Source organism: Bradyrhizobium sediminis (genome assembly GCF_018736105.1).
Taxonomy (GTDB): domain Bacteria; phylum Pseudomonadota; class Alphaproteobacteria; order Rhizobiales; family Xanthobacteraceae; genus Bradyrhizobium.
In genome coordinates, this window is record NZ_CP076135.1 from 111,068 (window position 1) to 135,071 (window position 24,004).

The 24,004-nt window shown below is 64.5% G+C and carries 24 protein-coding genes and 1 tRNA gene; 11 read left to right on the forward strand and 14 right to left on the reverse strand.

Annotated features, from left to right (window positions below; genetic code table 11):
• Window positions 1-5: 5 nt before the first annotated feature.
• The 3 genes from lptC to KMZ68_RS00550 all read right to left on the reverse strand — a co-directional run bounded on the left by lptC (window position 6) and on the right by KMZ68_RS00550 (window position 1,768).
• Window positions 6-743, reverse strand: coding sequence for an LPS export ABC transporter periplasmic protein LptC (lptC, locus tag KMZ68_RS00540; RefSeq protein WP_215614010.1), 738 nt, complete (start codon window positions 741-743; stop codon window positions 6-8).
• Window positions 744-896: 153 nt separating this feature from the next.
• Window positions 897-1,511 (reverse strand): ribonuclease D, encoded by a 615-nt coding sequence (locus tag KMZ68_RS00545; RefSeq protein WP_215614011.1) that lies wholly within the window; start codon window positions 1,509-1,511, stop codon window positions 897-899.
• Window positions 1,512-1,681: 170 nt separating this feature from the next.
• Window positions 1,682-1,768: transfer RNA gene (locus tag KMZ68_RS00550), tRNA-Leu, on the reverse strand.
• 148 nt (window positions 1,769-1,916) lie between these two features.
• On the opposite strand from KMZ68_RS00550, the gene KMZ68_RS00555 reads away from it, so the two are divergent.
• On the forward strand, window positions 1,917-2,885 hold the full coding sequence (locus KMZ68_RS00555; RefSeq protein ID WP_215614012.1) for a complex I NDUFA9 subunit family protein: 969 nt from the start codon (window positions 1,917-1,919) through the stop codon (window positions 2,883-2,885).
• Window positions 2,886-3,031: 146 nt separating this feature from the next.
• Here the strand turns inward: KMZ68_RS00555 and KMZ68_RS00560 are convergent, their stop codons facing one another.
• Entirely contained in the window at window positions 3,032-3,838 is an 807-nt protein-coding gene (locus KMZ68_RS00560) for an undecaprenyl-diphosphate phosphatase (protein WP_215614013.1), read from the reverse strand.
• 179 nt (window positions 3,839-4,017) lie between these two features.
• On the opposite strand from KMZ68_RS00560, the gene KMZ68_RS00565 reads away from it, so the two are divergent.
• From KMZ68_RS00565 to KMZ68_RS00575, 3 genes are all read left to right on the forward strand, one after another.
• Window positions 4,018-4,710 (forward strand): glutathione S-transferase family protein, encoded by a 693-nt coding sequence (locus KMZ68_RS00565; protein ID WP_215614014.1) that lies wholly within the window; start codon window positions 4,018-4,020, stop codon window positions 4,708-4,710.
• Window positions 4,659-5,843 carry a tRNA epoxyqueuosine(34) reductase QueG gene (gene queG, locus KMZ68_RS00570; protein ID WP_215614015.1) on the forward strand — a complete coding sequence of 395 codons (1,185 nt, stop codon included), beginning with the start codon at window positions 4,659-4,661 and terminating at the stop codon, window positions 5,841-5,843. Before KMZ68_RS00565 ends, queG begins: the two co-directional genes overlap by 52 nt.
• 144 nt (window positions 5,844-5,987) lie before the next feature.
• Window positions 5,988-6,785: an acyl-CoA thioesterase domain-containing protein gene (locus KMZ68_RS00575; protein WP_215614016.1), complete on the forward strand. Its 798-nt coding sequence runs from the start codon at window positions 5,988-5,990 to the stop codon at window positions 6,783-6,785.
• A gap of 100 nt (window positions 6,786-6,885) precedes the next feature.
• On the opposite strand, the gene KMZ68_RS00580 is transcribed toward KMZ68_RS00575, so the two are convergent.
• Both KMZ68_RS00580 and KMZ68_RS00585 read right to left on the reverse strand, forming a co-directional pair.
• Complete coding sequence (locus tag KMZ68_RS00580) at window positions 6,886-7,353, reverse strand: nuclear transport factor 2 family protein (RefSeq protein WP_215614017.1); 468 nt, start codon at window positions 7,351-7,353, stop codon at window positions 6,886-6,888.
• A gap of 24 nt (window positions 7,354-7,377) precedes the next feature.
• The gene (locus KMZ68_RS00585; RefSeq protein WP_215614018.1) at window positions 7,378-8,166 is read right to left on the reverse strand and encodes an alpha/beta hydrolase; all 789 of its coding nucleotides are present in this window, start codon (window positions 8,164-8,166) and stop codon (window positions 7,378-7,380) included.
• 243 nt (window positions 8,167-8,409) lie between these two features.
• On the opposite strand from KMZ68_RS00585, the gene infC reads away from it, so the two are divergent.
• Window positions 8,410-8,949 carry a translation initiation factor IF-3 gene (infC, locus tag KMZ68_RS00590; protein ID WP_215606504.1) on the forward strand — a complete coding sequence of 180 codons (540 nt, stop codon included), beginning with the start codon at window positions 8,410-8,412 and terminating at the stop codon, window positions 8,947-8,949.
• Window positions 8,950-9,084: 135 nt separating this feature from the next.
• On the opposite strand, the gene KMZ68_RS00595 is transcribed toward infC, so the two are convergent.
• Complete coding sequence (locus KMZ68_RS00595) at window positions 9,085-9,519, reverse strand: hypothetical protein (protein WP_215614019.1); 435 nt, start codon at window positions 9,517-9,519, stop codon at window positions 9,085-9,087.
• Window positions 9,520-9,784: 265 nt separating this feature from the next.
• On the opposite strand from KMZ68_RS00595, the gene rpmI reads away from it, so the two are divergent.
• The 5 genes from rpmI (at window position 9,785) to KMZ68_RS00620 (ending at window position 15,147) form a co-directional block, all read left to right on the forward strand.
• A complete protein-coding gene (rpmI, locus tag KMZ68_RS00600; protein ID WP_029585522.1) occupies window positions 9,785-9,985 on the forward strand; it encodes a 50S ribosomal protein L35 in 201 nt (66 codons plus the stop codon).
• Between the two features lie 80 nt (window positions 9,986-10,065).
• Window positions 10,066-10,425, forward strand: coding sequence for a 50S ribosomal protein L20 (gene rplT / locus KMZ68_RS00605; RefSeq protein ID WP_029585523.1), 360 nt, complete (start codon window positions 10,066-10,068; stop codon window positions 10,423-10,425).
• A gap of 198 nt (window positions 10,426-10,623) precedes the next feature.
• Entirely contained in the window at window positions 10,624-11,730 is a 1,107-nt protein-coding gene (gene pheS / locus KMZ68_RS00610; RefSeq protein ID WP_215614020.1) for a phenylalanine--tRNA ligase subunit alpha, read from the forward strand.
• A gap of 85 nt (window positions 11,731-11,815) precedes the next feature.
• The gene (gene pheT / locus KMZ68_RS00615; RefSeq protein ID WP_215614021.1) at window positions 11,816-14,224 is read left to right on the forward strand and encodes a phenylalanine--tRNA ligase subunit beta; all 2,409 of its coding nucleotides are present in this window, start codon (window positions 11,816-11,818) and stop codon (window positions 14,222-14,224) included.
• A 152-nt stretch (window positions 14,225-14,376) separates the two neighbouring features.
• Window positions 14,377-15,147 (forward strand): sulfite exporter TauE/SafE family protein, encoded by a 771-nt coding sequence (locus KMZ68_RS00620; protein WP_215614022.1) that lies wholly within the window; start codon window positions 14,377-14,379, stop codon window positions 15,145-15,147.
• 36 nt (window positions 15,148-15,183) lie between these two features.
• On the opposite strand, the gene KMZ68_RS00625 is transcribed toward KMZ68_RS00620, so the two are convergent.
• On the reverse strand, window positions 15,184-15,897 hold the full coding sequence (locus tag KMZ68_RS00625) for an adenine nucleotide alpha hydrolase (RefSeq protein WP_215614023.1): 714 nt from the start codon (window positions 15,895-15,897) through the stop codon (window positions 15,184-15,186).
• Between the two features lie 8 nt (window positions 15,898-15,905).
• Window positions 15,906-17,321 carry a flavin monoamine oxidase family protein gene (locus KMZ68_RS00630; RefSeq protein WP_215614024.1) on the reverse strand — a complete coding sequence of 472 codons (1,416 nt, stop codon included), beginning with the start codon at window positions 17,319-17,321 and terminating at the stop codon, window positions 15,906-15,908.
• Window positions 17,322-17,512: 191 nt separating this feature from the next.
• Between KMZ68_RS00630 and KMZ68_RS00635 the strand changes: the two genes are divergently transcribed.
• Window positions 17,513-18,496 carry a YiiX/YebB-like N1pC/P60 family cysteine hydrolase gene (locus KMZ68_RS00635; protein WP_215614025.1) on the forward strand — a complete coding sequence of 328 codons (984 nt, stop codon included), beginning with the start codon at window positions 17,513-17,515 and terminating at the stop codon, window positions 18,494-18,496.
• A gap of 190 nt (window positions 18,497-18,686) precedes the next feature.
• On the opposite strand, the gene KMZ68_RS00640 is transcribed toward KMZ68_RS00635, so the two are convergent.
• From KMZ68_RS00640 to KMZ68_RS00660, 5 genes are all read right to left on the reverse strand, one after another.
• Window positions 18,687-18,941: a hypothetical protein gene (locus tag KMZ68_RS00640; protein ID WP_215614026.1), complete on the reverse strand. Its 255-nt coding sequence runs from the start codon at window positions 18,939-18,941 to the stop codon at window positions 18,687-18,689.
• A gap of 175 nt (window positions 18,942-19,116) precedes the next feature.
• Window positions 19,117-19,791 (reverse strand): DsbA family oxidoreductase, encoded by a 675-nt coding sequence (locus KMZ68_RS00645; RefSeq protein ID WP_215614027.1) that lies wholly within the window; start codon window positions 19,789-19,791, stop codon window positions 19,117-19,119.
• Window positions 19,792-19,905: 114 nt separating this feature from the next.
• The gene (locus tag KMZ68_RS00650) at window positions 19,906-20,415 is read right to left on the reverse strand and encodes a cupredoxin domain-containing protein (protein WP_215614028.1); all 510 of its coding nucleotides are present in this window, start codon (window positions 20,413-20,415) and stop codon (window positions 19,906-19,908) included.
• A 59-nt stretch (window positions 20,416-20,474) separates the two neighbouring features.
• Window positions 20,475-20,840 (reverse strand): hypothetical protein, encoded by a 366-nt coding sequence (locus tag KMZ68_RS00655; protein ID WP_215614029.1) that lies wholly within the window; start codon window positions 20,838-20,840, stop codon window positions 20,475-20,477.
• Between the two features lie 21 nt (window positions 20,841-20,861).
• Window positions 20,862-23,996, reverse strand: coding sequence for an efflux RND transporter permease subunit (locus KMZ68_RS00660; RefSeq protein ID WP_215614030.1), 3,135 nt, complete (start codon window positions 23,994-23,996; stop codon window positions 20,862-20,864).
• Window positions 23,997-24,004: the final 8 nt, after the last annotated feature.

Consider the following 24,004-nt stretch of genomic DNA (forward strand, 5'->3'; position numbering starts at 1 on the left):
CGGGATCATTTCGGGTTGGCGTTCTTGCCGGACAGGGACCGTGTCCTTGCAGGTTGAGGGGCCGGCTCGGGCGCGGCGGAGACATTGGGGTCGGGGCTGTCCATGACCAGATTCATCACGACGTTGCCTTCGAACCGCACGACCTCGCCGCCATTGGTGATCCTGAGCCGGTCGGCGCTCAGCGTTCCATTGAGCAGCTTGACGTCGACATGCTCTTCCGATGTCACCGTGCTCTTGCCGATATCGACCAGCGCCTGCGACAGCCGGGCTTCATAGCCGGAGGAGGATTGCAGGAAGATATCCTTGCGCAGGTCCAACAGCTGCGCCTTGGAATCGAACAGCCCGGTGCTGGCGTCCAGCGTGATGTTGGTGGTGCGGTCTTCCATCAACACCTTGGCGCGCAGCGTCCGGAGATCGACGCGATCCGGAACGGTGAGGTCCTGGGTCGCGGTCTTGGCCCACACCTCGTAGGGCCGCTGATCCGGCGTGTAGCCGGACATATGCGGCGATTCCATCGTGATCTTGGTGCCGGAAACCACGAGGTTTCCGATGTCGACCGGCAGCTTCGGCAACAGCATGCGGAACGGATTGTAGACCGAGACGAAGACGATCGCCGTCATCGCCACCACCACGGTGGCCGGTACCGCGATCCGCAGCACCCGCACCATCCGGCTGTGGCGCGCCGCGATCGCGAAGCGCGCGTCCATGCCGGCCTGATAGGGTGGGTTCTGAACCGAATTCACCGCTGCTCCAAAGCGCTGGTACCGCCGGCCATTCTACCCGGGATCGCCAGATTTTGCAGCCCGACACTCGCTATGACTGTGACCGAAACGGGGCCGCAACCCGCGGCATAGCGCCGTTCCGGGGCGTTCAGGCGGGCGCTTCAGGCAAGCGCTTCAGGAATGCGAAAAGATGTCCTCGGCCTCCCAGCCCTGCAGGTCGAGTTTGGCCCGCATCGGCAGGAAGTCGAAACAGGCCCGGGCGAGTTCCGCACGGCCTTCCCGCGCCAGCATGCCGTCGAGGCGTTCGCGCAGGCCGTGCAGATGCAGCACGTCGGAAGCGGCATAGGCCAGCTGCGCCTCGCTCAGCGACTGCGCGCCCCAGTCGCTCGACTGCTGCTGCTTCGACAGATCGACATTGAGCACCTCGCGCACCAGGTCCTTCAGGCCGTGGCGATCGGTATAGGTGCGGCAGAGCCTGGAAGCGATCTTGGTGCAGTACACCGGCTGCGGCATCACGCCGAAGGCGTTGTAGAGTGCGGCGAGATCGAAGCGGGCGAAGTGAAATATCTTCGTCACCTTCGGATTGGCCAAGAGCGCCTTCAGGTTCGGCGCGTCGGTGCTGTCCTTGGGGATCTGCACCACGTCGGCGCTGCCGTCGCCGTTCGACAGCTGCACCACGCAGAGCCGGTCGCGATGCGGATTGAGCCCCATGGTCTCGGTATCGATCGCCACCGAGTCGGTGTAGCGGGTGAGATCGGGCAGATCGCCGCGATGCAGGCGGATGGTCATGACGTTTACGAACCTCGTCGAATCGATGCGGGCCTAAACTAACGTTGAAATCGTCAACAAACGAGGGGCGCGGGCCACATTGCGGTCCTTCTCGCATGGCCAGCCTGCAGCGGCGGCCCGGAAAGGTACTTGCTCGGGCCGCTGCGGGTAGATCACGGGCATGGGCAAAGTGGTGCCCAGGAAAGGACTCGAACCTTCACGGCCGTGAAGCCACTGGCACCTGAAGCCAGCGCGTCTACCAATTCCGCCACCTGGGCCCGGGCGGGTTAGTACGGATCGGTTGCGCGCTTGTCAAATCGCTTCGGTGCCGCCCAAATACGCTTGATAGCGCCGGCATGATGGCGTATCGCGAATCCGCTAAAACCCCTCGCGATCTCTCGAATTTGACCCTGGGAAATGGACGCTATGGCATCGAATCTGGACACGCTGGTCACGGTTTTCGGAGGATCGGGCTTTCTGGGGCGAAGCGTGGTCCGGGCGCTGGCCAAGCGCGATTACCGGATCCGGGTCGCGGTGCGGCGGCCCGAGCTGGCCGGGCATCTGCAGCCGCTCGGCCGGGTCGGCCAGATCCATGCCGTCCAGGCCAATCTGCGCTACCCGGCGTCGGTCGAGGCCGCCATGCGCGATTCCCACGTCGCCATCAATCTGGTCGGCATCCTGACCGAGGGCGGCGCCCAGACCTTCGACGCGGTGCAGGGCTCGGGCGCCGGTGCGGTCGCCAGGGCGGCGGGCGCGGCCGGCGCGCGGATGGTGCACGTCTCGGCGATCGGCGCCGACGAGAATTCGCTGTCGGGTTACGGCCGCTCCAAGGCGGCAGGCGAAAAGGCGGTGCTGTCGGCCGTCCCCTCGGCCACCATCCTGCGGCCGTCGATCATGTTCGGCCCTGAGGATCAGTTCACCAACCGATTCGCCGCGCTGGCGACGGTGTCGCCGGTGCTGCCGCTGATCGGCGGCGGCCTGACCAGGCTGCAGCCGGTCTATGTCGGCGACGTCGCCACCGCGATCGCGGATGCCGTCGACGGCAAGACCAAAGCCGGCGCGACCTACGAGCTCGGCGGCCAGGAAGTGCTGACGATGCGCGAAATCATCGAATTCATCCTGGCGACCATCGAGCGCAGGCGCGTGCTGGTGTCGCTTTCGTTCGGGCTGGCGAAATTACAGGCGCTGTTGCTGCAGTTCGCGCCGGGGGCGCTGAAGCTGACGCCGGATCAGGTGGAGCTATTGCGCTCGGACAATGTGGTGTCGGACGCAGCGAAGGCCGCCGGCCTGACGCTGGAGGGTCTCGGGATCACAGCCGATTCGCTGGAAGCCATCGCGCCGCAATATCTCTGGCGCTTCCGCAGGACAGGACAGTTCGCGCACCGGGGCGCGTGATTACGCTGCCGCTGCCCTCATCCCTGCGTAACGGCTTCGCCGTTATCGCTGGAGGAGCGGCCACTTGGCCGCGTCTCGAAGGATGAGTTGCGCACGGCCTCATGGTTCGAGACGGCGCTAACGCGCCTCCTCACCATGAGGAACTCCTACCTTCCCATCGCCAGCGCCATCAGCCCGAGCGTGCCGACGATGACGCGCCACCAGGCGAACAGCGTGAAGCCGTGGCGGGTGACGTAGGTGAGGAATGTCTTGACCACGATCATCGCGGTGATGAACGACACCACGAAGCCGATCGCGACGATCCCGGCGTGATCCATCGTCATCTCGCCGCGGCTCTTGTAGAGATCGTAGACGAAGGCGCCGACCATGGTCGGGATCGCGAGGAAGAAGGAAAACTCCGCCGCCGCGCGCTTGTCGGCGCCGAGCAGCATCGCGCCGACGATGGTGGCGCCGGAGCGCGACACGCCGGGAATCATCGCCATACACTGCGCGATCCCGATCCAGAGATACATCGGCAGCGGAAACGTGGTGGCGTCGTGTTCGTGCGGATCGAACTCGAGCTGATCGATCCACAACAGGATCGCGCCGCCGACGATCAGCGAGAAACACACCACCCACGGATTGAACAGGAAGGCCTTGATGTAGCTGCCGGCCGCAGCCCCGATCACGGCCGCGGGCAGGAACGCCACCAGCACCCCGATCACGAACCGGCGCGCATAGGGATCCGTGAACATGCCGAGCGCGATCCGCCACAATTTGAAGAAATAAAGCGCGACGATCGCCAGAATCGCGCCGAGTTGAATCAGGATCGCGAAACTCTTCCAGAACGGGCCTTCGCCGAGATCGAAGAACCGTTCCGCCAGCAGCAGATGTCCCGTCGAGGACACCGGAATGAATTCGGTGACGCCCTCGACGATGCCGAGAATGATCGCCCTCACTGCATCAGACATCATGCTATGGTCCGTTATGATCGAAATGAGCCGAAAAGCCGGGTTCTTCTCGCTTATTCGCCCGCATGCTGCAATCGCAAAAAACGCCAAAACACGGGTTGCCTCATTCCTGTGCTTAGGTAGTTTGACGATGTCGCCGCGGTTGATGGTTTCTTAAGCGCCGCGAAATTATCAAGGCCACTATGTTCACGCTGTTTCATCATCCGTTCTGTCCGCAGTCGCGCTTCGTTCGCCTGGCGCTGGGTGAATACGGCCTCGATCTGCGGCTGGTCGAAGAGCGCACCTGGGAGCGGCGCGAGGCTTTTCTCGCCCTCAACCCGGCGGGAACCACGCCGGTCCTGATCGCCGAGGGCCGGCCCGCGATTCCCGGCGCCGGAATCATCGCCGAATTTCTCGACGAAACCCACGGCGCCGTCATGGGCGAACGCCGGCTGATGCCGACGTCGATCGGCGAACGGATCGAAGTGCGCCGGCTGATGGCCTGGTTCAACGACAAGTTTTTCGAGGAGGCCTCCAATCCGCTGGTGACCGAGCGCATCTACAAGCGCTTCATGGACGAGCAGGACGGCGGCGGCGCGCCGGCGGCGGATGTGATCCGCGCGGCGAAGGCGAATGTGCGCTATCATCTGGCCTATATCGGCTGGCTGGCGAAGACCCGGAACTACCTCGCCGGCGACCGGCTGACCTACGCGGACCTCGCCGCCGCGGCGCATCTTTCGGCGATCGATTATCTGGGCGACGTGCCATGGGTCGAGGACGACGCGGCAAAGGCGTGGTACGCGCGGGTGAAATCCAGGCCCTCGTTCCGCCCGCTGTTGAGCGAATGGCTGGCCGGCGTGCCGGCGTCGCGGACCTATGTGGACCTCGACTTCTGAACACGCGCCAGAAGCTCTCTCCTGCCGAACTCAAGATTGCCCTCGCCGATCAGGCGCGCGCGCTCGGATTCGATTGCGCCGGCATCGCCGGTCCGGATGCGATCGCGCAAGCCGCGAAGCATTTCCGCGATTTCCTCGACGCCGGCGCGCATGGCGACATGGACTGGCTTGCCGCCCACCCCGAACGCCGCGCCGATCCGCGCGGGCTGTGGGCCGAGGTGCGGTCGGTGATCATGCTCGGGGTCAATTACGGACCCGAGCAAAATCCGCTGGCGATTTTGGAACAGCGCACGCGCGGCGCAATCTCGGTCTATGCGCAGGGCGACGACTATCACGACCTGATCAAGAAGCGGCTGAAGGCGCTGGCGCGATGGCTGGTCGCGACCGAGGCCTGTGATGTCAAGGTGTTCGTCGACACCGCCGCCGTGATGGAAAAGCCGCTGGCGCAGGCGGCCGGACTGGGCTGGCAGGGCAAGCACACCAACCTCGTCTCGCGCGAATTCGGCTCGTGGTTGTTCCTCGGCGCGATCTTCACCACGCTGGAGCTGCCGCGCGACGAAGCCGACACCGACCATTGCGGCTCATGCCGGGCCTGTCTCGATGTCTGCCCGACATCGGCGTTTCCCGCACCCTACAAGCTCGACGCGCGGCGCTGCATCTCCTATCTCACCATCGAGAACAAGGGCCCGATTCCGCACGAATTCAGGAAAGCCATCGGCAACCGCATCTATGGCTGCGACGATTGCCTCGCCGTCTGCCCCTGGAACAAATTCGCGCTGGTCGGGCGCGAGGCCAAACTCGCCGCGCGCCAGGCGCTGCGCGCACCCGCGCTCGCCGAGCTGGCGCAACTCGACGATCCGGCGTTTCGGGCGCTATTCACGAAATCCCCGGTCAAGCGCATCGGCCGTGACCGTTTCATCCGCAATGTGCTGATCGCGATCGGCAATTCAACCGATGCGTCTCTGGCCGATGCGGCGCAAAGCCTGCTCGTCGATGCAAGCCCGCTGGTTCGGGGGGCCGCGGTATGGGCGCTGTCGCAGTTGATGGAACGGCAGGAATTCGAGGCGCTGGCGGCAGATGCTTTGGGAATGGAGACCGACGAGAGCGTGCGCGAGGAGTGGCAGCGCGCCTAGAAATGCTCAGCCGTCGTGCCCCGCGAAAGCGGGGCACCCAGTATTCCAGAGCCGTCCGAAATAAATCGATATGTCACGGCGTACTGGATCGCCCGCTTTCGCGGGCGATGACACCGGGAGCAAATTCCTTCATGGTCCCGCGCCATGACAAACCAGCCCTTCTTCACCAAAGACCGCGACGCCTTCATTCCGACCCAGGCGGCCAATGGCCCCTGGGATCCCAACTCGATGCACGGCCGCGTCGTGATCGGCCTGCTCGGCTTCGTGATCGAACAGCGTCACGGCTCCGACGATTTCGTGCCGGCGCGGCTGACGGTCGACATGTTCCGGCTGCCGAACATCCAGACCCCGGTCGAGGTCACGACCAGGCTCGTCCGCGACGGCTTGCGCATCAGGGTGGTCGAGGCCGAGTTCATCTCCGGTGGCACCAGCATGGCGCGCGCCTCCTGCCAATTGCTGCGGCGAACCGAAAACGCGCCGGGCAATGTCTGGTCGCCGCCGAACTGGGATGCGCCGCTGCCTGCGGAGATTCCCGCGCCGACCGATCCGCGGCTCGGCATGAACGGCAAATGGACCACCCGGCCGATCGCAGGCCACATGGGCTCGCTCGGGCCGCGGCGGCTGTGGATGAGCGAGGTGCGCGAACTCGTCGAGGGCGTGCCGATGACGCCGTTCGTCCGTGTCGCCACGGGCGCGGACTTCGCCAGCCCCTTTGCCAATGCCGGCGATGAGGGCCTCGGCTACATCAACAGCGACGTCACGATCTACCTGCACCGGCTGCCGGTGACGCGATGGATCGGCTTCGAGGTGGTGAACCACCACGCCACCGACGGGGTCGCGATCGGCGAGTGCTGGCTGTACGACGAGCAGGGCCGGATCGGAACCTCGACGGTCGCCGCATTGGCGCAGAAGAAGCCGATGGCGAACCCGCCGCCGCGGTAGGATTCGAATCGTCATTCCGGGATGGTCCGAAGGACCAGACCTCAGGTGCGCAATTGCGCACCTGAGGTTCGCGCTGCGCGCGCCCCGGAATGACGGCTTGCTAGCCCAGATGCCGCGCCATCTCCGGCCGCGCTTTCAGCGCCGCGCCCTGCCTGGCGAATATCCTGGCGATCCGTTCCGGCGCGAAGTTGAGGTCGACGAAGGCCGGCGCGGTGTTGGCGACCTCGTGATACTCCGCGATCTTGCCGTCGCGCAGCGTCATGATCGCCACGCCCTCGAACATCACGCGCGCGCCGTTGGCCTCCGGCAGCGTCGAGCGGTAGCTGAAGGTGTAGCGGGCATAGAGCGTATGGCCGTCGCTGACCGGCGCGTGCATGTCCCAGCGGAAATCGGTCGCGGTGCGGTAGAACCAGTCGTCGATCATTTCGGCGATTTTGGCGCGGCCCTCGAACGCGCCGTAAAACACATCGTGGTAGACGCCGTCTTCGGTGAACAAATCGGCGAATGCCTTGCCGTTGCGCCGTTCGACGGCGTCGCAGAACGATTTGAGCATCGCTGAGATGTTCATGGCGTTTCTCCCTGAAGCAGCAGCCTACCCGATCTCCGCCACCGCCGCGAGCATCCGCGCGATGTCCTGCGGCCGCGACAGCCGGTGATCGCCGTCCTGGATCATCGTCAGCACCACGTCGTCGGCTGGCAGCCGGTGCGCCAGCGCGAAGGCATGCTGCCACGGCACGTCCGGATCCTGCGCGCCCTGCAGGATGCGAACCGGGCAGCCGACGTCGATGGCGCCGCCGAGCAGGAGATGATTGCGGCCCTCCTCGATCAGCGCACGGGCGATCGGATAGGGCTCGCCATATTCCGACGGCCGCAGCCACACGCCCTTGCTTTCGATCTCCTGCTTCACCTCGGTCGGAAAGTTGTTCCACATCAGCGCTTCCGTGAAATCGGGCGCCGGCGCGATCAGCACCAGCCCGGCCAGCGAGGCGCGGCTTGACGGGCGCTTCGCGATCTCGCGCGCCAGCAACAGCGCCATCCAGCCGCCCATCGAGGAGCCGATCACGACCTGGGGGCCTGTGCAGAACTGCTCGAATACCGCGACGCTTTCTTCCAGCCAGCGCCCGATGGTGCCGTCGATGAAGGCGCCGCCGGATTCGCCGTGACCGGAATAGTCGAACCGGACGCAGGCGCGGCCGTGCTCGGCGGCCCACGTATCCAGCGCCAGGGCCTTGGTGCCCCGCATGTCGGAGTTGAAGCCGCCGAGCCAGAACAGCCCCGGCGCCGAGCCTTCGCGGGCCCGCACCGCGATTCGGCGGCGGCCATTGCCCTCACCGACCTCGATGAAGACCGGTTCCTGATCGGATGCGGCTGAATTGGTCATGGAATCCTGCTCTCGTTGGCAATTGTTTGGGTGAGCCGACGGAATCCGTCAACAACGGACGCCAATACCGGTCGCCGGCCGTTCACGGCGCTTGCGGAACACATCCGCGCCCTCTATCTCGACCGGCGTGACCAAAATACCTCGCATTTGACGGTTTTTGCGATCGCCAATGCGAGTTCGCTTGCCCGCTGAGCCTTATTCCTTCAAACTATCGCCCTCGTTCACAACTTTGGAGAGATACCCATTCGCCGTCCCAACAGAGCCCCGCCCGCCGCAACCAAAGACGGGCCGCGCACCAATGATGAAATCCGCAATGCACAGGTTCAGCTGATCGACCAGACCGGCCTGAACCACGGCACCGTCGAGACAGTGGCCGCCATCAAGATGGCGCTCGAGGCAGGCATGGACCTCGTCGAGATCTCGCCGAACACCAATCCTCCCGTTTGCAAGATTATGGATTACGGGAAGTTCAAATATTCCGCCCAGAAAAAAGCCGCCGAAGCCCGCAAGAAACAGAAGATCGTCGAGATCAAGGAGATCAAGCTCCGGCCGATGATCGACGACCACGACTACGACGTGAAGATGCGCGCGATGCAGCGGTTCTTCGAGGAAGGCGACAAGGTCAAGATCACCCTGCGCTATCGCGGCCGCGAAATGGCGCACCAGGAAATCGGCACCAAGCTCTTGGACAAGGTCAAGGCCGACGTCGCCGAATTCGCCAAGGTCGAGCAGGACGCGCGCTTCGAGGGACGCCAGGTCGTGATGGTTCTGGCGCCGCGCTGATTTAGCACCGTCGTCCCCGCGCAAGCGGGGACCCATAACCACCGAAGTTCATTGATGGAAAAGGCGTCTCCCATCCTACCCGGATGAGAGGCCGCGGAGTATGGGTCCCTTTCGCAGGGACGACGTCAGTGAGAGCTAGCTCCGCATCGCCTGCCAGACGCCGCTGCAGCGGTCGCCGGTGATCAGCCCGCTCCAGCGGCCGGCGCCCACATTGCCGGCGAGCCGGCCGCTGCCGTTGGCCCATGAGGCGCCGACCTGAATTCGGACGGCAACGCTGCCGTTGCGGCTGATGCCGCCGGTGACCTTGCCGCCGCCGGCCGACGAAACCAGCGTGCCGTAGACGTTGAACGGGAAGGTGTTGGTGGCATGGCAGTTGCCGGCCTGGGGGGTGAACGTGACATTCCAGGTGCCATCGAAGGCGCCCGGCCTGGCAACCCTGGCCCGAGCGGCGGCGTCGGCAAGGTCGGGCGCGGCGACCGCGCCGAGGACGGCGGCGGCGAGTATCCCCCGAAGGGCACGGGAAGGGGTGAAATGGGCGAAACGGGCAACGGCGCGGGCTGAAATCGTCATTTTTTCCCTGTTTTTTGGCTGTGGCGGCAATGGCGTCAGGTCATAGGTCGGGAATCCCGGTTTCGCGGTTCATCGTTGCCAATCTCGCTTGGCTCTGCCATAAGCGCAACCTTCATCGCCCGGCTGATCAAGGGCTGCCGTGTCGATGTCCGTGCGGGTTATCTCATTTCGGAAATAACCAAGCACTTTCAACGCTCTAACGAGCATTTTAGCCGCGAAAGCGCCCCCGCTGGGCGCGTTTTTCCTGCGGCCACAGGAGAGCCAAATGCCCAAGCTGAAGACCAAGTCAGGCGCCAAAAAGCGCTTCAAGGTGACTGCCACCGGCAAAGTGATGCACGCCCAGCGCGGCAAGCGCCACGGCATGATCAAGCGGACGAAGAAGCAGATTCGTCAGCTCCGCGGCACCCGCGTGCTGTTCAAGACCGACGGCGACAACATCAAGAAATATTTCTTGCCGAACGCCTGATCGCGTTCCCCGCCGCCATCACAGCCGAGCCGCGTCCGCGCGGCGATCCGTCACCCATTTCCATATGAAGGAGACCCGTCATGTCTCGCGTTAAACGCGGTGTGACCTCTCACGCCAAGCACAAGAAAGTCTACAAGGCCGCCAAGGGTTTTTACGGCCGCCGCAAGAACACCATCCGCGCCGCCAAGGCCGCGGTCGAGAAGGCCGGCCAATACGCCTTCCGCGACCGCAAGCGCAAGAAGCGCACCTTTCGCGCGCTGTGGATTCAGCGTCTCAATGCCGCGGTGCGTCCGTTCGGCATGACCTACAGCGTCTTCATCAACGGCCTTTCGAAGTCGGGCATCACGGTGGACCGCAAGGTGTTGTCGGATCTCGCCATCAACGAGCCGGCGGCGTTCCAGGCGATCGCGGAAAAGGCCAAGGCCGCGCTGGCGGCGTAAGCCGTCACCGCTTTCGCGCGGCAGGGAAATATTGAAGTCGTCATGGCCGGGTAAGAGTGCGAAGCACGTCTTCGCACTGGATGTCCCGGCATCCACGCCTTCCTTCTCGCGAACGCTGTAACACGTGGATGCCCGGGACAAGCCCGGGCATGACGGGCTAGGAGCATCGGCTTAGCATCCTAGTCAAAAGGGATCGCTATGACCGACCTCACTAATCTCGAATCCCAAATCCTCAGCCAGATCGCCGGCGCCGGCGACGAAGCAGCCCTCGAGGCCGTACGTGTCGCCGCGCTCGGCAAGAAGGGCTCGATCTCGGCGCTGCTGTCGACGCTCGGCAAGATGTCGCCGGACGAACGCAAGACGCGAGGTGCTGCGATCAACCTCGCCAAGGACACCGTCGCGCAGGCGCTCGCGGCGCGGCGCGACATTCTGAAATCCGCCGCGCTCGACGCGCGGCTGGCCTCCGAAACCATCGACGTCACGCTGCCGTTGCGCGACGCGCCGGCCGAACAAGGCCGGATTCATCCGCTCAGCCAGGTGATGGATGAACTGACCGCGATCTTCGCCGACATGGGTTTTGCCGTTGCCGAAGGCCCGGATATCGAGACCGACGACTACAATTTCACAAGACTGAACTTCCCCGAAGGCCATCCGGCGCGGGAAATGCACGACACCTTCTTCTTCAATCCGAAGGAAGACCCCGGGTCGGCGCCCGGGGCAGGCGGCTCGCGCATGCTGTTGCGCACCCACACCTCGCCGGTGCAGGTGCGCACCATGCTGAGCCAGAAGCCGCCGATCCGCGTGATCTGTCCGGGCCGCACCTATCGCATCGACTCCGACGCCACCCACACGCCGCAGTTCCACCAGGTCGAGGGCCTCGTCATCGACAAGGGTTCGCATCTCGGTCACCTTAAATGGATCCTGCACGAATTCTGCCGGGCGTTCTTCGAGGTCGATCACATCAACATGCGATTCCGGCCCTCGTTCTTTCCCTTCACCGAACCGTCGCTGGAAGTCGATATCCAGTGCCGCCGCGACAAGGGCGAGATCCGCTTCGGCGAGGGCGAGGACTGGCTGGAGATTTTGGGCTGCGGCATGGTGCATCCCAACGTGCTGCGCGCCTGCGGCATCGATCCCGACGTCTATCAGGGCTTTGCCTGGGGCATGGGCATCGACCGCATCGCGATGCTGAAATACGGCATGTCCGACCTCAGGCAATTGTTCGAGAGCGACGTGCGCTGGCTCTCTCACTACGGCTTCAAGCCGCTCGATGTCCCGACCCTGGCGGGAGGATTGAGTTCGTGAGTCTCGTCGAGACCGCCATTGCGGCAAGAGCCCCCACCCTAACCCTCCCCCGCGGGCGGGGGAGGGGACAAGAGAAGCAAAAATCATGAAATTCACGCTCTCCTGGCTGAAGGAACATCTCGACACCGACGAGCCGATGGAAAAGCTCGCCGACAAGCTCACCATGATCGGGCTCGAGGTCGAGAATATCGAGGACAAGGCCAAGGCGCTGGCGCCGTTCACCATCGCGCGGGTGATTTCCGCCGAGCAGCATCCCAATGCCGACCGCTTGCGGGTGTGCATGGTCGATACCGGCAATGGCGCGGCGCCGGTGCAGGTGGTCTGCGGCGCGCCTAACGCGCGCGCCGGTCTGGTCAGCGTGTTCTCGGCGCCCGGCACCTTCATTCCCGGCAAGAACATCACGCTCGGTGTCGGCACCATCAGAGGCGTCGAGAGCCGCGGCATGCTGTGCTCGGCGGCGGAGTTGCAGATCTCCGAGGATCACGACGGCATCATGGAACTGCCGGCCGATGCGCCCATCGGTGCCGGTTACGCGCAATGGGCCGGGCTCGGCGATCCCGTGCTCGAAATCAACCTGACGCCGAACCGGCAGGATTGCACCGGCGTGCACGGCATCGCCCGCGATCTGTCGGCCGCCGACATGGGCCGATTCAAGGATCCCGCGATCAAGCCGATCAAGGGCGAGTTCCCCTGCCCGGTGAAGGTGACGGTCGAGGACGCCACGCTGTGTCCGGGCTTTGCCTTGCGGCTGGTGCGCGGCGTCAAGAACGGGCCGTCGCCGGAATGGCTGCAGCAGCGCCTGACTTCGATCGGCCTGCGGCCGATCAACGCGCTGGTCGATATCACCAATTTCATGACCTACGACCGCGCCCGTCCCTTGCATGTGTTCGACGCGGCGAAAGTGAAAGGCAATCTCGTCGTGCGCCGCGCCCGCGACGGCGAGACGCTGCTGGCGCTGGACGGCCGCAGCTACACGCTCGATCGCGATATTTGTGTGATATCGGACGATCACGGCGTCGAATCGCTGGCCGGCATCATGGGCGGCGAAGCCTCCGGCTGCGACGAGAACACCACCGACGTGCTGATCGAATCGGCGCTGTGGAACGATTTCAACATCGCCCATACCGGCCGCAAGCTCGGCATCAATTCGGATGCGCGCTATCGCTTCGAGCGCGGCGTCGATCCGGCCTTCATGGTGCCGGGGCTGGAACTCGCGACCAAACTGGTGATGGAGATGTGCGGCGGCACGCCGTCGGACAACGTCGTGATCGGCAAAGCCTTCGGCGACGACCGCGTGATCGATTTTCCGCTCACCGAAGTGAAGCGGCTCGCCGGGATCGACGTGCCGCTGCCGGAGATGAAACGCATCCTCGGCCATCTCGGCTTCATGATGGCCGGCTCCGGCCCGGTGGTGAAGGTCGCGGTGCCGTCCTGGCGCTCCGACGTGCACGGCAAGGCCGACATCGTCGAGGAAATCGTGCGCATCGTCGGCGTCGACAAGGTGCCGATGACGCCGTTCGAGCGCGGCGACGCCGCCCGCAAGCCGATCCTCACCGCGATTCAAACCCGCACCCGCCGCGCCAAGCGCGCGCTCGCCGCGCGCGGCATGGTCGAAGCGGTGACGTGGTCGTTCATCGCGAAGCCGCATGCCGAATTGTTCGGCGGCGGGCAGCCCGAACTCGCCCTCGCCAATCCGATCGCATTGGATCTGTCCGACATGCGGCCGAGCCTGCTGCCGGGCCTGGTCGCGGCGGCGCAAGCCAATGCGGACCGCGGTTTTCCCGACGTGGCGCTGTTCGAGGTCGGACAGGTGTTCCGGAGCGACAGGCCCGAAGGCCAACTGGTCGCGGCATCAGGCGTGCGCCACGGCTTTGCGTCGTCGAAAGGCCTGGGACGGCACTGGTCCGGTTCGGCAACGGCCGACGCGTTGGATGCCAAGGCCGATGCCTTTGCCGTGCTGGCTGCGGCCGGCGCGCCGATGCAGGCGCTGCAGATCGTGCCCGGCGGCGCGAGCTGGCTGCATCCCGGGCGTTCCGGCACCATCCAAATCGGCCCGCAGAACGTGCTCGGCTATTTCGGCGAATTGCATCCGCGCACGCTGGAGCAGCTGGGCGCCGACGGTCCCCTGATCGCCTTCGAGGTGATCCTCGACCGCATTCCGGACGCCAAGCAGCGGCCGACCCGCGCCAAGCCGGTGCTCGAGCTCTCGGCGTTCCAGCCGGTGTCGCGCGACTTCGCCTTCATCGTCGATCGCAGCGTCAAATCGGGCGACATCGTGCGAGCGGCGCAGGGCGTCGACAAGAAGCTGATCACGGGCGTCACCGTGTTCGACGTCTACGAGGGCAAGGGCATCGACGACGGCAAGAAGTCGGTCGCAATCGCAGTGACCATCCAGCCGCGCGAAAAGACCCTGACCGACCAGGAGATCGACGCGGTGGCTGCGAAGATCGTGGCCGAGGTGGCGAAGAAGACCGGCGGCACGTTGCGAGCATGATACTGAATGGTCGCACATACTCGGGCTTCATGGTTCGAGACGCGCGGCGGAGCCGCGCTCCTCACCATGAGGGATAGAGAGTTCCTCATCCTGAGGAGGCGCAAAGCGCCGTCTCGAAGGATGCGGCCCCGGTACCGGGAATGCCCTAGCGCATGAGCCTCACCGGCTTCATCCCGTCCGACGTCAGCCTCCATGCCGCGATCGCGATCTGCGCGATCGCTTTCGTATCGGGAACCGCGCGCGGCTTTTCCGGGTTCGGCTCGGCGCTGATCTTCATGCCGCTGGCGAGCAGCATGGCGGCGCCGCAGCTGGCCGCGGCGGTGCTGCTCATCATCGATTTCATCGCGGCGTTACCCTTGATCCCGAACGCGTGGAAGCAGGCCGACCGCAAGGCAACCGCGGTCATGGTATCCGGCGCGCTGATCGGCGTGCCGGTCGGGACCTACTTCCTCACCCGGCTCGATCCGGTGACGACGCGCTGGATCATCTCCGCCTTCGTATTCGCGCTATTGTTGCTGCTCTTGTCGGGCTGGCGCTATCGCGGCGAGGACCACCCCGCGCTTTCGGTCGGCATCGGCGGCTTGTCGGGTTTTTGCAGCGGGCTGGCCCAGACCGGCGGGCCGCCGATCGTGGGCTACTGGCTCGGCCGGCCGGTCGCTTCGGTGATCGCGCGCGCCAACATCCTGCTGTTTTTCGGCGCGTCCGATTTCTTTTCCGCGGTCAGCTATGCCGCGACCGGGCTCATCACATCCGACTCGATCCGGTTTTCGCTGCTGGTCGGTCCGGTCTATGCCGTCGGCGTGCTGATCGGCGCCCAGCTGTTCGGCCGCGCCAGCGAAACCCTGTTCCGCGCCATCTGCTACGCGTTGATTGCAGCTGCCGTCATCCTCGGCCTGCCGGCGCTGGATGGCGTGCTGCGGTGAACCTTCTTCCCTCTCTCCCGCTTGCGGGGGAGGGATTCAACCCTCCATCACCAGATCGCAATACGCATAGCCGTCGCGCTCGACGCGCTCGCCGGTCGTAACCGCAAGCCGCTGCGAGAACATCGGACCCGCCACCACGCAGGTATGAAACTCGCCGTTCTCGCCGCAGGGGTCGACGCCGCCGGGCAAGTCCGCCAGCAATTGCGCATCGAATTTGCGTCCGGCAAATTGGGCCGGCAGCTTCTTCAGATCGACGGTGGCGAGATAGGCTTCCAATCCGCTGGCGATCATCGCCTGCGCCAGCGGCAGCGTCGGCCGTTGCCACAGCGGAAACACCGGCGTGATGCCGGTGCCGGCGAGCTTCTGCTCGCGATAGGCCTTGATGTCTTCGAGAAACAGATCGCCGAAGATCATGTGGGTGACGCCGTCCGCGACCGCCTTGGCGACGGCCTCGCCCATGCGCGCTTCGTAGACTTCGTTCGGGCAAGGATAAGGGATCGGCACGATGGCCTGCGGCAGGCCCGCCGCCTCACACTGCGCGCGCAGGATTTCCTGCCGCACGCCGTGGATCGACACCCGGGCGAAGGTCTCGGTCACCGTGGTCAAAGCGCCGACGACGTCGAATTCGCCCGAGCGCCTGATTTCATGCAGCGCGAACGCGCTGTCCTTGCCGCTCGACCACGAGATCAGCGCTTTCGGCCGCGATTGCTTCAATTGATCGGCGCTCCCGGGAGCGCCTTCGGTGTTCATGGCCAATTTCAACGGACCGGCGCTCCCGGTACCGGCGCGGCATGGCGCCGCTGTTTCGGCGCCCGCGTCGTCCCCGTCGGCTCATCCCTGAGCGCGCCGATCCGGCGTAGTGCGGCTTCTGCCGCGCGCTCACCGCTTTCCCAGGCGCCGTCGACGGTTCCCCACTGGGTTTCGTGGGTCGCCTCGCCCGCCAGGAACATGCAGCCGATCGGCTCGGTCAAGATCTTCCGCGAACCCTGTCCGCCCGGCGCGGCCACCGACATCGCGCCGAGCGCGAACGGCGCGGCGTTCCAGCGGGTCGCGCTCGATTTTTTGACCGCGGCAGCGATCTCGCTGCCGAACAGTTTCGTCAGCCATTCCACCGCGAAGGCCTCCATGGCCGGCGCGCCCTGGGCCGACAGATCGCGGCCGAAGGAGCCGGCGACATCGATCGAGCACAGCGACGATCCGCCGATGTTGGCAAACAGCAGCGCCGTCCGCGTCGAATTGCTCTGCTCGATGACGATGTCGTCGCGCGCCAGCCCGAGCGGGTTGCCGGAAAACTGCAGCGCGATGCGATCGAAGCTGCCGAGGCCGAGTTTCGACGCGGCATCGAGATGACGCTTCGGAAGATCCGGCGTGAACTTGATGCCGCCCGCCGTCAGCACGTTGCTCGACACCGTGATGACGGCGGCGCGGGCGACAATCTTGCCTGACGGCGTCTCCACCGTGACATCGCGGTTGCTCCAGCCGACGCGGCTTGCGGGCGTCGACAGCGAAACCGGCACCTGCTCGCCAAGCTTCGCCATCAGCGCCCCCAGACCCTGACGGCAGGCGATCGGCGCGTTGTTGCGGTCCGGCGCCCGGGCCTTGTCGACCGCCGAGATATCCCTGAGGTCCTTGCCCGTGGCATTGGCGCCGAGCACGAATTCCGTCGTCCCCGCCCAGTCGCCGAGCTCCCTGGGCAGCACCGACGCACACGATACGTCGGCCTTGCCGCGCGAGGCGTCGTCGATGGCGCGGTTGGCGCGCACCAGGGCCGCGAGAAATTCCTCGGTCTCTCCGGCCCGGGCGTTGCGGCGGCCGATCCGGATTTTCTGGCCGACCGGCGCATTGGCGATATCGAGCCCCGCGGCGCGCGCGAGCCTGATCATCGGGTTGGTCTCGGGATTGTGCAGCCACCGCGCGCCGCGATCGAACGGCACCCCGAATGTCGAGCTATCGGTCAGGCAGCGGCCGCCGATCTGGCCCGACGCCTCCACCACGACGACTTTGCGGTTCGCGGCCAGGATGCGCCGCGCCGCCGATATGCCGGCAGCGCCCGCCCCGATCACCACGATGTCGGCGTCGCGCGGCAGTGGCGCGGCCCAGGCGTGCGCGCCGAGAGCCGGCGCCGCCGCAAGGGCTGCGGACGCCGACAGGAAATCCCGGCGCGTCATTGTCATGTCATGGTTTCCGGAACTTTGAAGAACGGGAGAACATCCGGCGAACCTTGCCGTATCTCTCCGGGGTCAGCAACCGTCATGGTGAATCAATCATGATTGATCACGCCAATCCATGAACTAAATTGCAACGGCTTTCGACCATGATAAGGAAACACAAAAAGCGGTCAGAAAGGCCGCTGGGGGGAACTATCATGGGTGTCGTGCTCGATACCGTCGGCAAGCTGATCGCGAGTTACCTCCAGAAGGAGGTGCCGGGCTATGAGCCGTTCACGCCGAGCGACCCGGAACATCTGCGCGGCATCATGGAGCCCGGCGACGTCATGCTGGTCGAGGGCAACAACCGCGTTTCCGGCATCATCAAATACCTGACGCAGTCCACCTGGTCCCATGCCGCGCTCTTTGTCGGTCCGGTCGGCGGCGCTTGCGAGCCCGACGGCGAGCCGCATGTGCTGATCGAAGCCAATATCGGCGAGGGCGTGACCTCGGCGCCGCTGTCGAAATATTTTCCGTATCATACGCGGCTGTGCCGGCCGGTCGGACTGTCCTACGAAGACCGCACCACCGTGTGCCGCTACGCCATCAACCGGATCGGCTTCGGCTACGACACCAAGAACATCCTCGATCTGATGCGCTATCTGATCCCGCTGCCGATACCGCAGCGCTGGCGGCGGCGCATGATCGCGTTCGGCTCGGGCGATCCAACCAAGATCATCTGCTCGGCCCTGATCGCGCAGGCGTTCGACGCCGTGCGCTATCCGATCCTGCCCAAGATCACGCGCGCCGGCTCGAGGCAGGCGCGGCGCGAAATCCTGCACATCCGCGATTCATCGCTCTACATGCCCCGCGATTTCGACATCTCGCCCTATTTCGAAGTCGTCAAGCCCACCATCGTGCAGGGCTTCGACTACACCGCCCTGCACTGGGCCGACAAGCAGAAGCCGCTCCAGGAGGTAGCGGGCGAATTCGGGGTGTTTCCAGAAACGATCCAATCGCCGCCGCTTGTTCCTGAAGCGACTGACCAGGAGGCGCCGCTTCCGGTTGCGAATACAGAAGTAATGCCGGCTGCCGGCGAAACCACACTGGTCGAGCGCGTCACCGTCGCCGAGCACTACATGGTCGTCGAATACGTCGCGGAACGCCGCGCCCGGCCGCAGGAGCGGGTGTTCGCCGCCTAGTACCTAGAATCACAAATCGGTATTGCAGCCCATCCATCCTTCGAGACGGCCGCTTCGCGGCCTCCTCAGGATGAGGTCTAACTTGTTGAAACACAACAACCTCATGCTGAGGAGCGAGCGGCGCGAGCGTCTCGAAGCATGGGCAGCCAGCGACTCACCGACCTCAGATAGTCAGTACCAGGGCGACGCCTTATTTCGACGCCGAGGGCTGCGCAAGCGAGAGCGGCGAGTTGGCCGTCGGGATCTCGCTGCCCCATCCATGCTCTTTCGCCGAAGACCAGTCGCGTCCGACCAGGTTATGGATATTGCCGTGGTCGGGAAGGCGAACGCTGCTCGATGAGCCGAAGGCCTGATCGGCGTTGCGCTGCACCGTCTGGTCGAGAATCAGCATCGAACCAATGGCGAGAACGATCGCCGATATTGCTGACACGAGGAAAACGCGCATGGCAGTTCCTCCTCTCAACATTATATTTAGTGGGAAAAATTATGCCGGATTCCATTGCGAGGCTTGATCTGGGTCAAGACCGCCATACCTGAGCGAACTGCCGCTCGACCGCGCGAAAATCGGCCGAGGCCGCTGGCGTGATCCTTTGGATCGGAATACCGGGCTTGACGTGCATTCAGCACCAGCTCGCCTGGTCGGCACCCGGCGCCCGCAATAGTTCCTGGATGTTGGCTTCGATGATCCGGAAGCCGACATTGCCGTAGAGTTTCTGCCGTCCCTCGTTCAGGACGAAGCTCGGGCTGCCTTCGATTCGCATCCTGTCGGCGTCCTGGTAGTCGGATGCCAGTTTCGCATAGGCGGTCCCGTCGTGAATGCGCTTTTCGATGGCGCCGATGTCGAGGCCCAGCGCCTCGGCCAGTTCGCATTGAACATCCCAGCGCGCAATGTCGCGGCAATCCCGGAAGAACGCGCAACGGAAGGCCCATAGCAGCTCGTCGAAGACCGACGCTTCGCCGCCTCGCTCGTGCTGCCATTGCTGGACCGCCGTCATGAACAGATGCGCGCTGGTCGAGGTCGGCGGACGCGTCGTCAGCCAGATGTCCGGATGCAGCGCGACATGCGGGAACTGCAGCGCCAGGTTCCGCAGATGCGCGTTGAATCCGGCATATTCGCCCTTGTCCCGCCACGTCGTCGGGATCTTGACGGGCGTATTGCCGAACACCGAACAGAACCGATGGTCCAGCCGGACCGCGTCGCCGAACTTCTCCTTGACCGCATCGATGCGCGCCTGGGCGATATAGGCCCAGATGCATAATGCATCCGAGAAATAGGCAACCTTGACGACACTCATCGATCGCACCGCCGCGAACCGTCCCCTTCAGCATCTAGCCTACGCCGCTGCCAGTCGCCGTTGAGCTGGATCAAACCGGCGCTTCAACGGTCGACATTGGCGGGCCGGATGCGATCACTTGACGAAGATCATTCCGACCATTCCCGCCTCGCGGTGACCGGGGATCAGGCAGGCATACTCGAACTCGCCGGCCTTGGTGAATTTCCAGACCATCTCGCTGGTCTTCTTCGGAGCGAGCCATCTTGAGTTGGCATCTTCGTGCGCCATCCCCGGGTTCTTTTGCATGACTTCGGCGTGCTTGAGATTGTCCGCGGCGTCCGCCAGGACGAATTCGTGATCGAGCTCGCCGTTGTTTCGCAGCACGAATTTGATCTGCTCGCCCTTCCTGATCTCGACCCGCGCCGGGACGAACAGCATCTTGCCGTCCGACTCTCCCATCGTCACCTGGACGATCTTTGCCGACTTTTTCGGATTGCCGGGCTCGCCGGCCGAGAATGATTCGCCATGGCCATCGCCATGATCATGTCCATGGCTGTGCCCGGCCGGGCCTTCGCCGGCCCAGGCGCTTGCCGAAAGCAGTGCTGCGGCGACCAGCGCGACCCCGCCTCTATTCCAATTCATCATCTCTCAACTCCTTCGCGTTCGATATTGGGCTCATTGCTGCCGGTTTCGGCGGGCTCGTCTCAGTCGAATTTCGCTTGAACGGTCTTGCCGTCGGGGGCCGTCAATTGCACCACCCCTTTGGGCTGGCCTGGCAGCGCGGCCGCAGCACTGCCGGAAAGGCGCTTGCCATCGACGGGCGCCAGCACCACCCGCTGGGATTTGCCGCCCGCGACGAGGATCGCGGTTCCCTTGAATCCCGATGCCTCAACGGGCTTTTCGCCGGCGTCGCTGATGAATACGTCGACGACTTCGGATTTCACGACCATTTCGACATGGTATGATCCGGCGTCGGCGATCCGCCCGCCATTCGTTCCCTTGGCTTCATGCGCCCCGGCCGAACCGGACCAGGCAAGCAAAACTCCGATCAATAGACATCTTGCGTACATTTGTTTTCTCCGTTGCTGCGATCAAAAGGCTTCGGCTGATGACGTTCCGCGGGCCGGGTCCACGGACGCGGCGGCGTCCCGCCGCAATCGTTCGAGATGCTTTTCGCCGTACCGCAGGAACAGGACGGGCGTGAGCAGCATGTCGAGTAACGTCGCGCTGATGAGCCCGCCGAATATCGTGACGGCCACGGGATGAAGGATTTCCTTGCCGGGCGTGGCCGCGTCGATCAGCAGCGGAACCAGAGCGACGCCCGCCGCCAGCGCCGTCATCAGCACCGGCGTCAGCCGCTCGAGGCTGCCGCGGAGCACCAGATTGCGCCCGAACGGCATTCCCTCCTGCAGGGCCAGGTTGATGTAATGGCTGATCTTCAGGATGCCGTTGCGCGCCGCGATCCCGGTCAAGGTGATGAAACCGATCATCGATGCGACGGAGAGCGGCTGGCCCGTCAACCAGAGCGCCAAGACCGCCCCGATCAGGGCGAGAGGCACGTTGCCCATCACGATCACGGCAAACAGCACCGAGCGATAGCGGCTATAGAGAATGGCGAAAATCAGCGACAGCGACAGCAGCGAGAGAATCCCGATGGTCCGGCTGGCTTCTTCCTGCGCCTGAAAGGTGCCCTCGAGGCGGGTATAAAATCCCTCCGGCAGCCTGGTCGACGCCAGCACTTCCCTGATCGATTCGACGATCTTCGCCATGTCGGCGGTGCCGTTGGTGTTGGCCAATACCACCACGCGACGGCGCCCGTTCTCGCGCAGAATCTGGTTCGGACCCTCGGTCTCCTTGATGTCGGCAAGCTGCCTTGCCGGAATCCACCCCGTAGGGGTTTCGATCAGGAGGTCGCCCAGTCGTTGCGTGGTGCGAAGCCGGTCCGGCAGCCGCATGGTGACGTCGAACCTGCGGTAGCCGTCGACAACGCGCGACATGATCCGCCCGTTCGAGAGCCGGCTGAGCTGCTCAACAACGGCCGCCGGCTGCACGCCATAGAGGGCGGCGCGGCCGTAATCGACGCGGATTTCGAGCTGCGGGATCAGAACCTGCTTCTCGACCTGCAGATCGACGAGCCCGGGGATGCCTATTAGCCGCGTCCGCATCATCTCGGCGGTGGCGCGCAGCGCATCCAGGTCGTCGCCGAAGATCTTCAGCGCGACCTCGGCGCGGACCCCGGACAGCAGATGATCGAGCCGATGGGAGATCGGCTGACCGACATTGATCGAGGCCGGAAGAACCGCGAGCCGCGCGCGAATGTCCGCGATCACATCGATCTTGGTTCGCGGTGATTTGGCGAGGTCGACATCGAATTCCGAGGAATGCACGCCTTCGGCGTGCTCATCCAGTTCCGCCCGCCCGGTCCGCCGCCCGACCGTCTTGACTTCAGGCACCTCCATGATGAGGCGCTCGGCAATCAGGCCGACGCGATTGGATTCGGCGAGCGAGATGCCGGGATTGAACAGCATGTTGATGGTGAGCGTGCCCTCGTTGAAGGGCGGCAGGAACGAGCGCGGAAGAAGGAACGCGGCGATCCCCGCAATGGTCACGGCGAGCAACGCCATGGCCATCAGGGCGGGCTGGTGGCGGAAGGCGCCTTCGAGCAGCGCGCCGTAACCGCGCTTGAGCAGGCGTACCAGAGCGCTGTCGCCGTGATCGAGACGTTTCAGGTGCGGCAGCATGTAGTAGGCCATCACAGGCGTCAGCGTGACCGAGACCGCGAGGCTGGCGAGGATTGAAATGATGTAGGCTTCGCCCAAGGGAGCGAACAGCCGGCCCTCGATTCCCGACAGCGCGAACAGCGGCACGAACACCAGCACGATGATCGTCGTCGCATAGACGATGCCGGACCGGACCTCCTGCGAGGCCGATACGATCACGTCGAATGCCGGCCTGGGACGTTCCAGCGCGCGATTTTCGCGCAGCCGCCTGAAGATATTCTCCACATCGACGACGGCATCATCGACCAGCTCGCCGAGCGCGATGGCGAGGCCGCCCAGCGTCATGGTGTTGATGGACAACCCGGCGAAATAGAACACCGAGGCCGTGGTCAGGATCGAGACCGGGATCGCGGTCAGCGAAATCACCGTGGTCCGCCAGTTCAGGAGGAAGGCGAACAGAACGAGGGCGACGACAACGCCGGCTTCCAGCAGGACCTGTTCGACGTTGCGGATCGACGTCTCGATGAAGGTGGCCTGGCGGAAGACGATCTGGTCGGCCTTCATGCCTTCCGGAAGCGACGCCGTGATTTCCTTCAGGACCCGCTCGACCTCGCGGGTTAATCCGATCGTGTCGACGTTGGGCTGCTTCTCGATCGAGACGATGACGGCCGGCTTGCCCATGTAGCCGGCTTCGCCGCGCTTGACCCTGGGCGCGAACTCGACGGTTGCGACCTGACGCAGAAACACCGGCCCGCCGTTCACCTGCGCCACCACCACGCTGCGAAGGTCGTCCAGGCTGGTGGTTCGGCCGATGTTCCGGATCAGGTATTCGCGCGCGTGCTGATCGGTGAACCCGCCGCCGGTGTTGACGCCGAACTGGGTCAGGGCCTGTTCGACCTGCTCGTAGGTGACGCCGAGGCTGCGCAACGCAGGCGGATTCGGCGCAATGCGATACTGGCGGACCTCGCCCCCGATCGGGATGACCTGGGCGACGCCCGGGATCGCGAGCAGGCGCGGCCGAACGACGAAGTCGGCGGCCTCGCGGACTTCCATCGCGGACGCCTTCTCGCTCGTCATCGCGACGAGCACGATCTGCCCCATGATCGAGCTGATCGGCCCAATTTGCGGCACGGTGTTCGGCGGCAACTGGGCCCTGACCAGGGAAAGCCGCTCGGCGATCTGCTGCCGGTTGCGGTAGATGTCCGTCCCCCAGTCGAACTCGACATAGACGATCGAGAGCCCAACTCCGGAAACCGAGCGCACCCGCGTGACCCCGGGAACGCCGTTCATCTGGGTTTCGATCGGGAAGCTGACGAGCTGCTCGACTTCCGGAGGCGCCAAGCCTTCCGATTCGGTCAGGATGGTGACGGTCGGCTTGTTGAGGTCCGGGAAGACGTCGACCGGGAGCCGGCCGGCGCTGAAGATGCCGAGCAGCACGAGCACCGATGCGGCGGCAATCACCAGCAGGCGGTTGCGCAACGACTGGGTGACGAGAAAGCGGAACATCTGGCGTC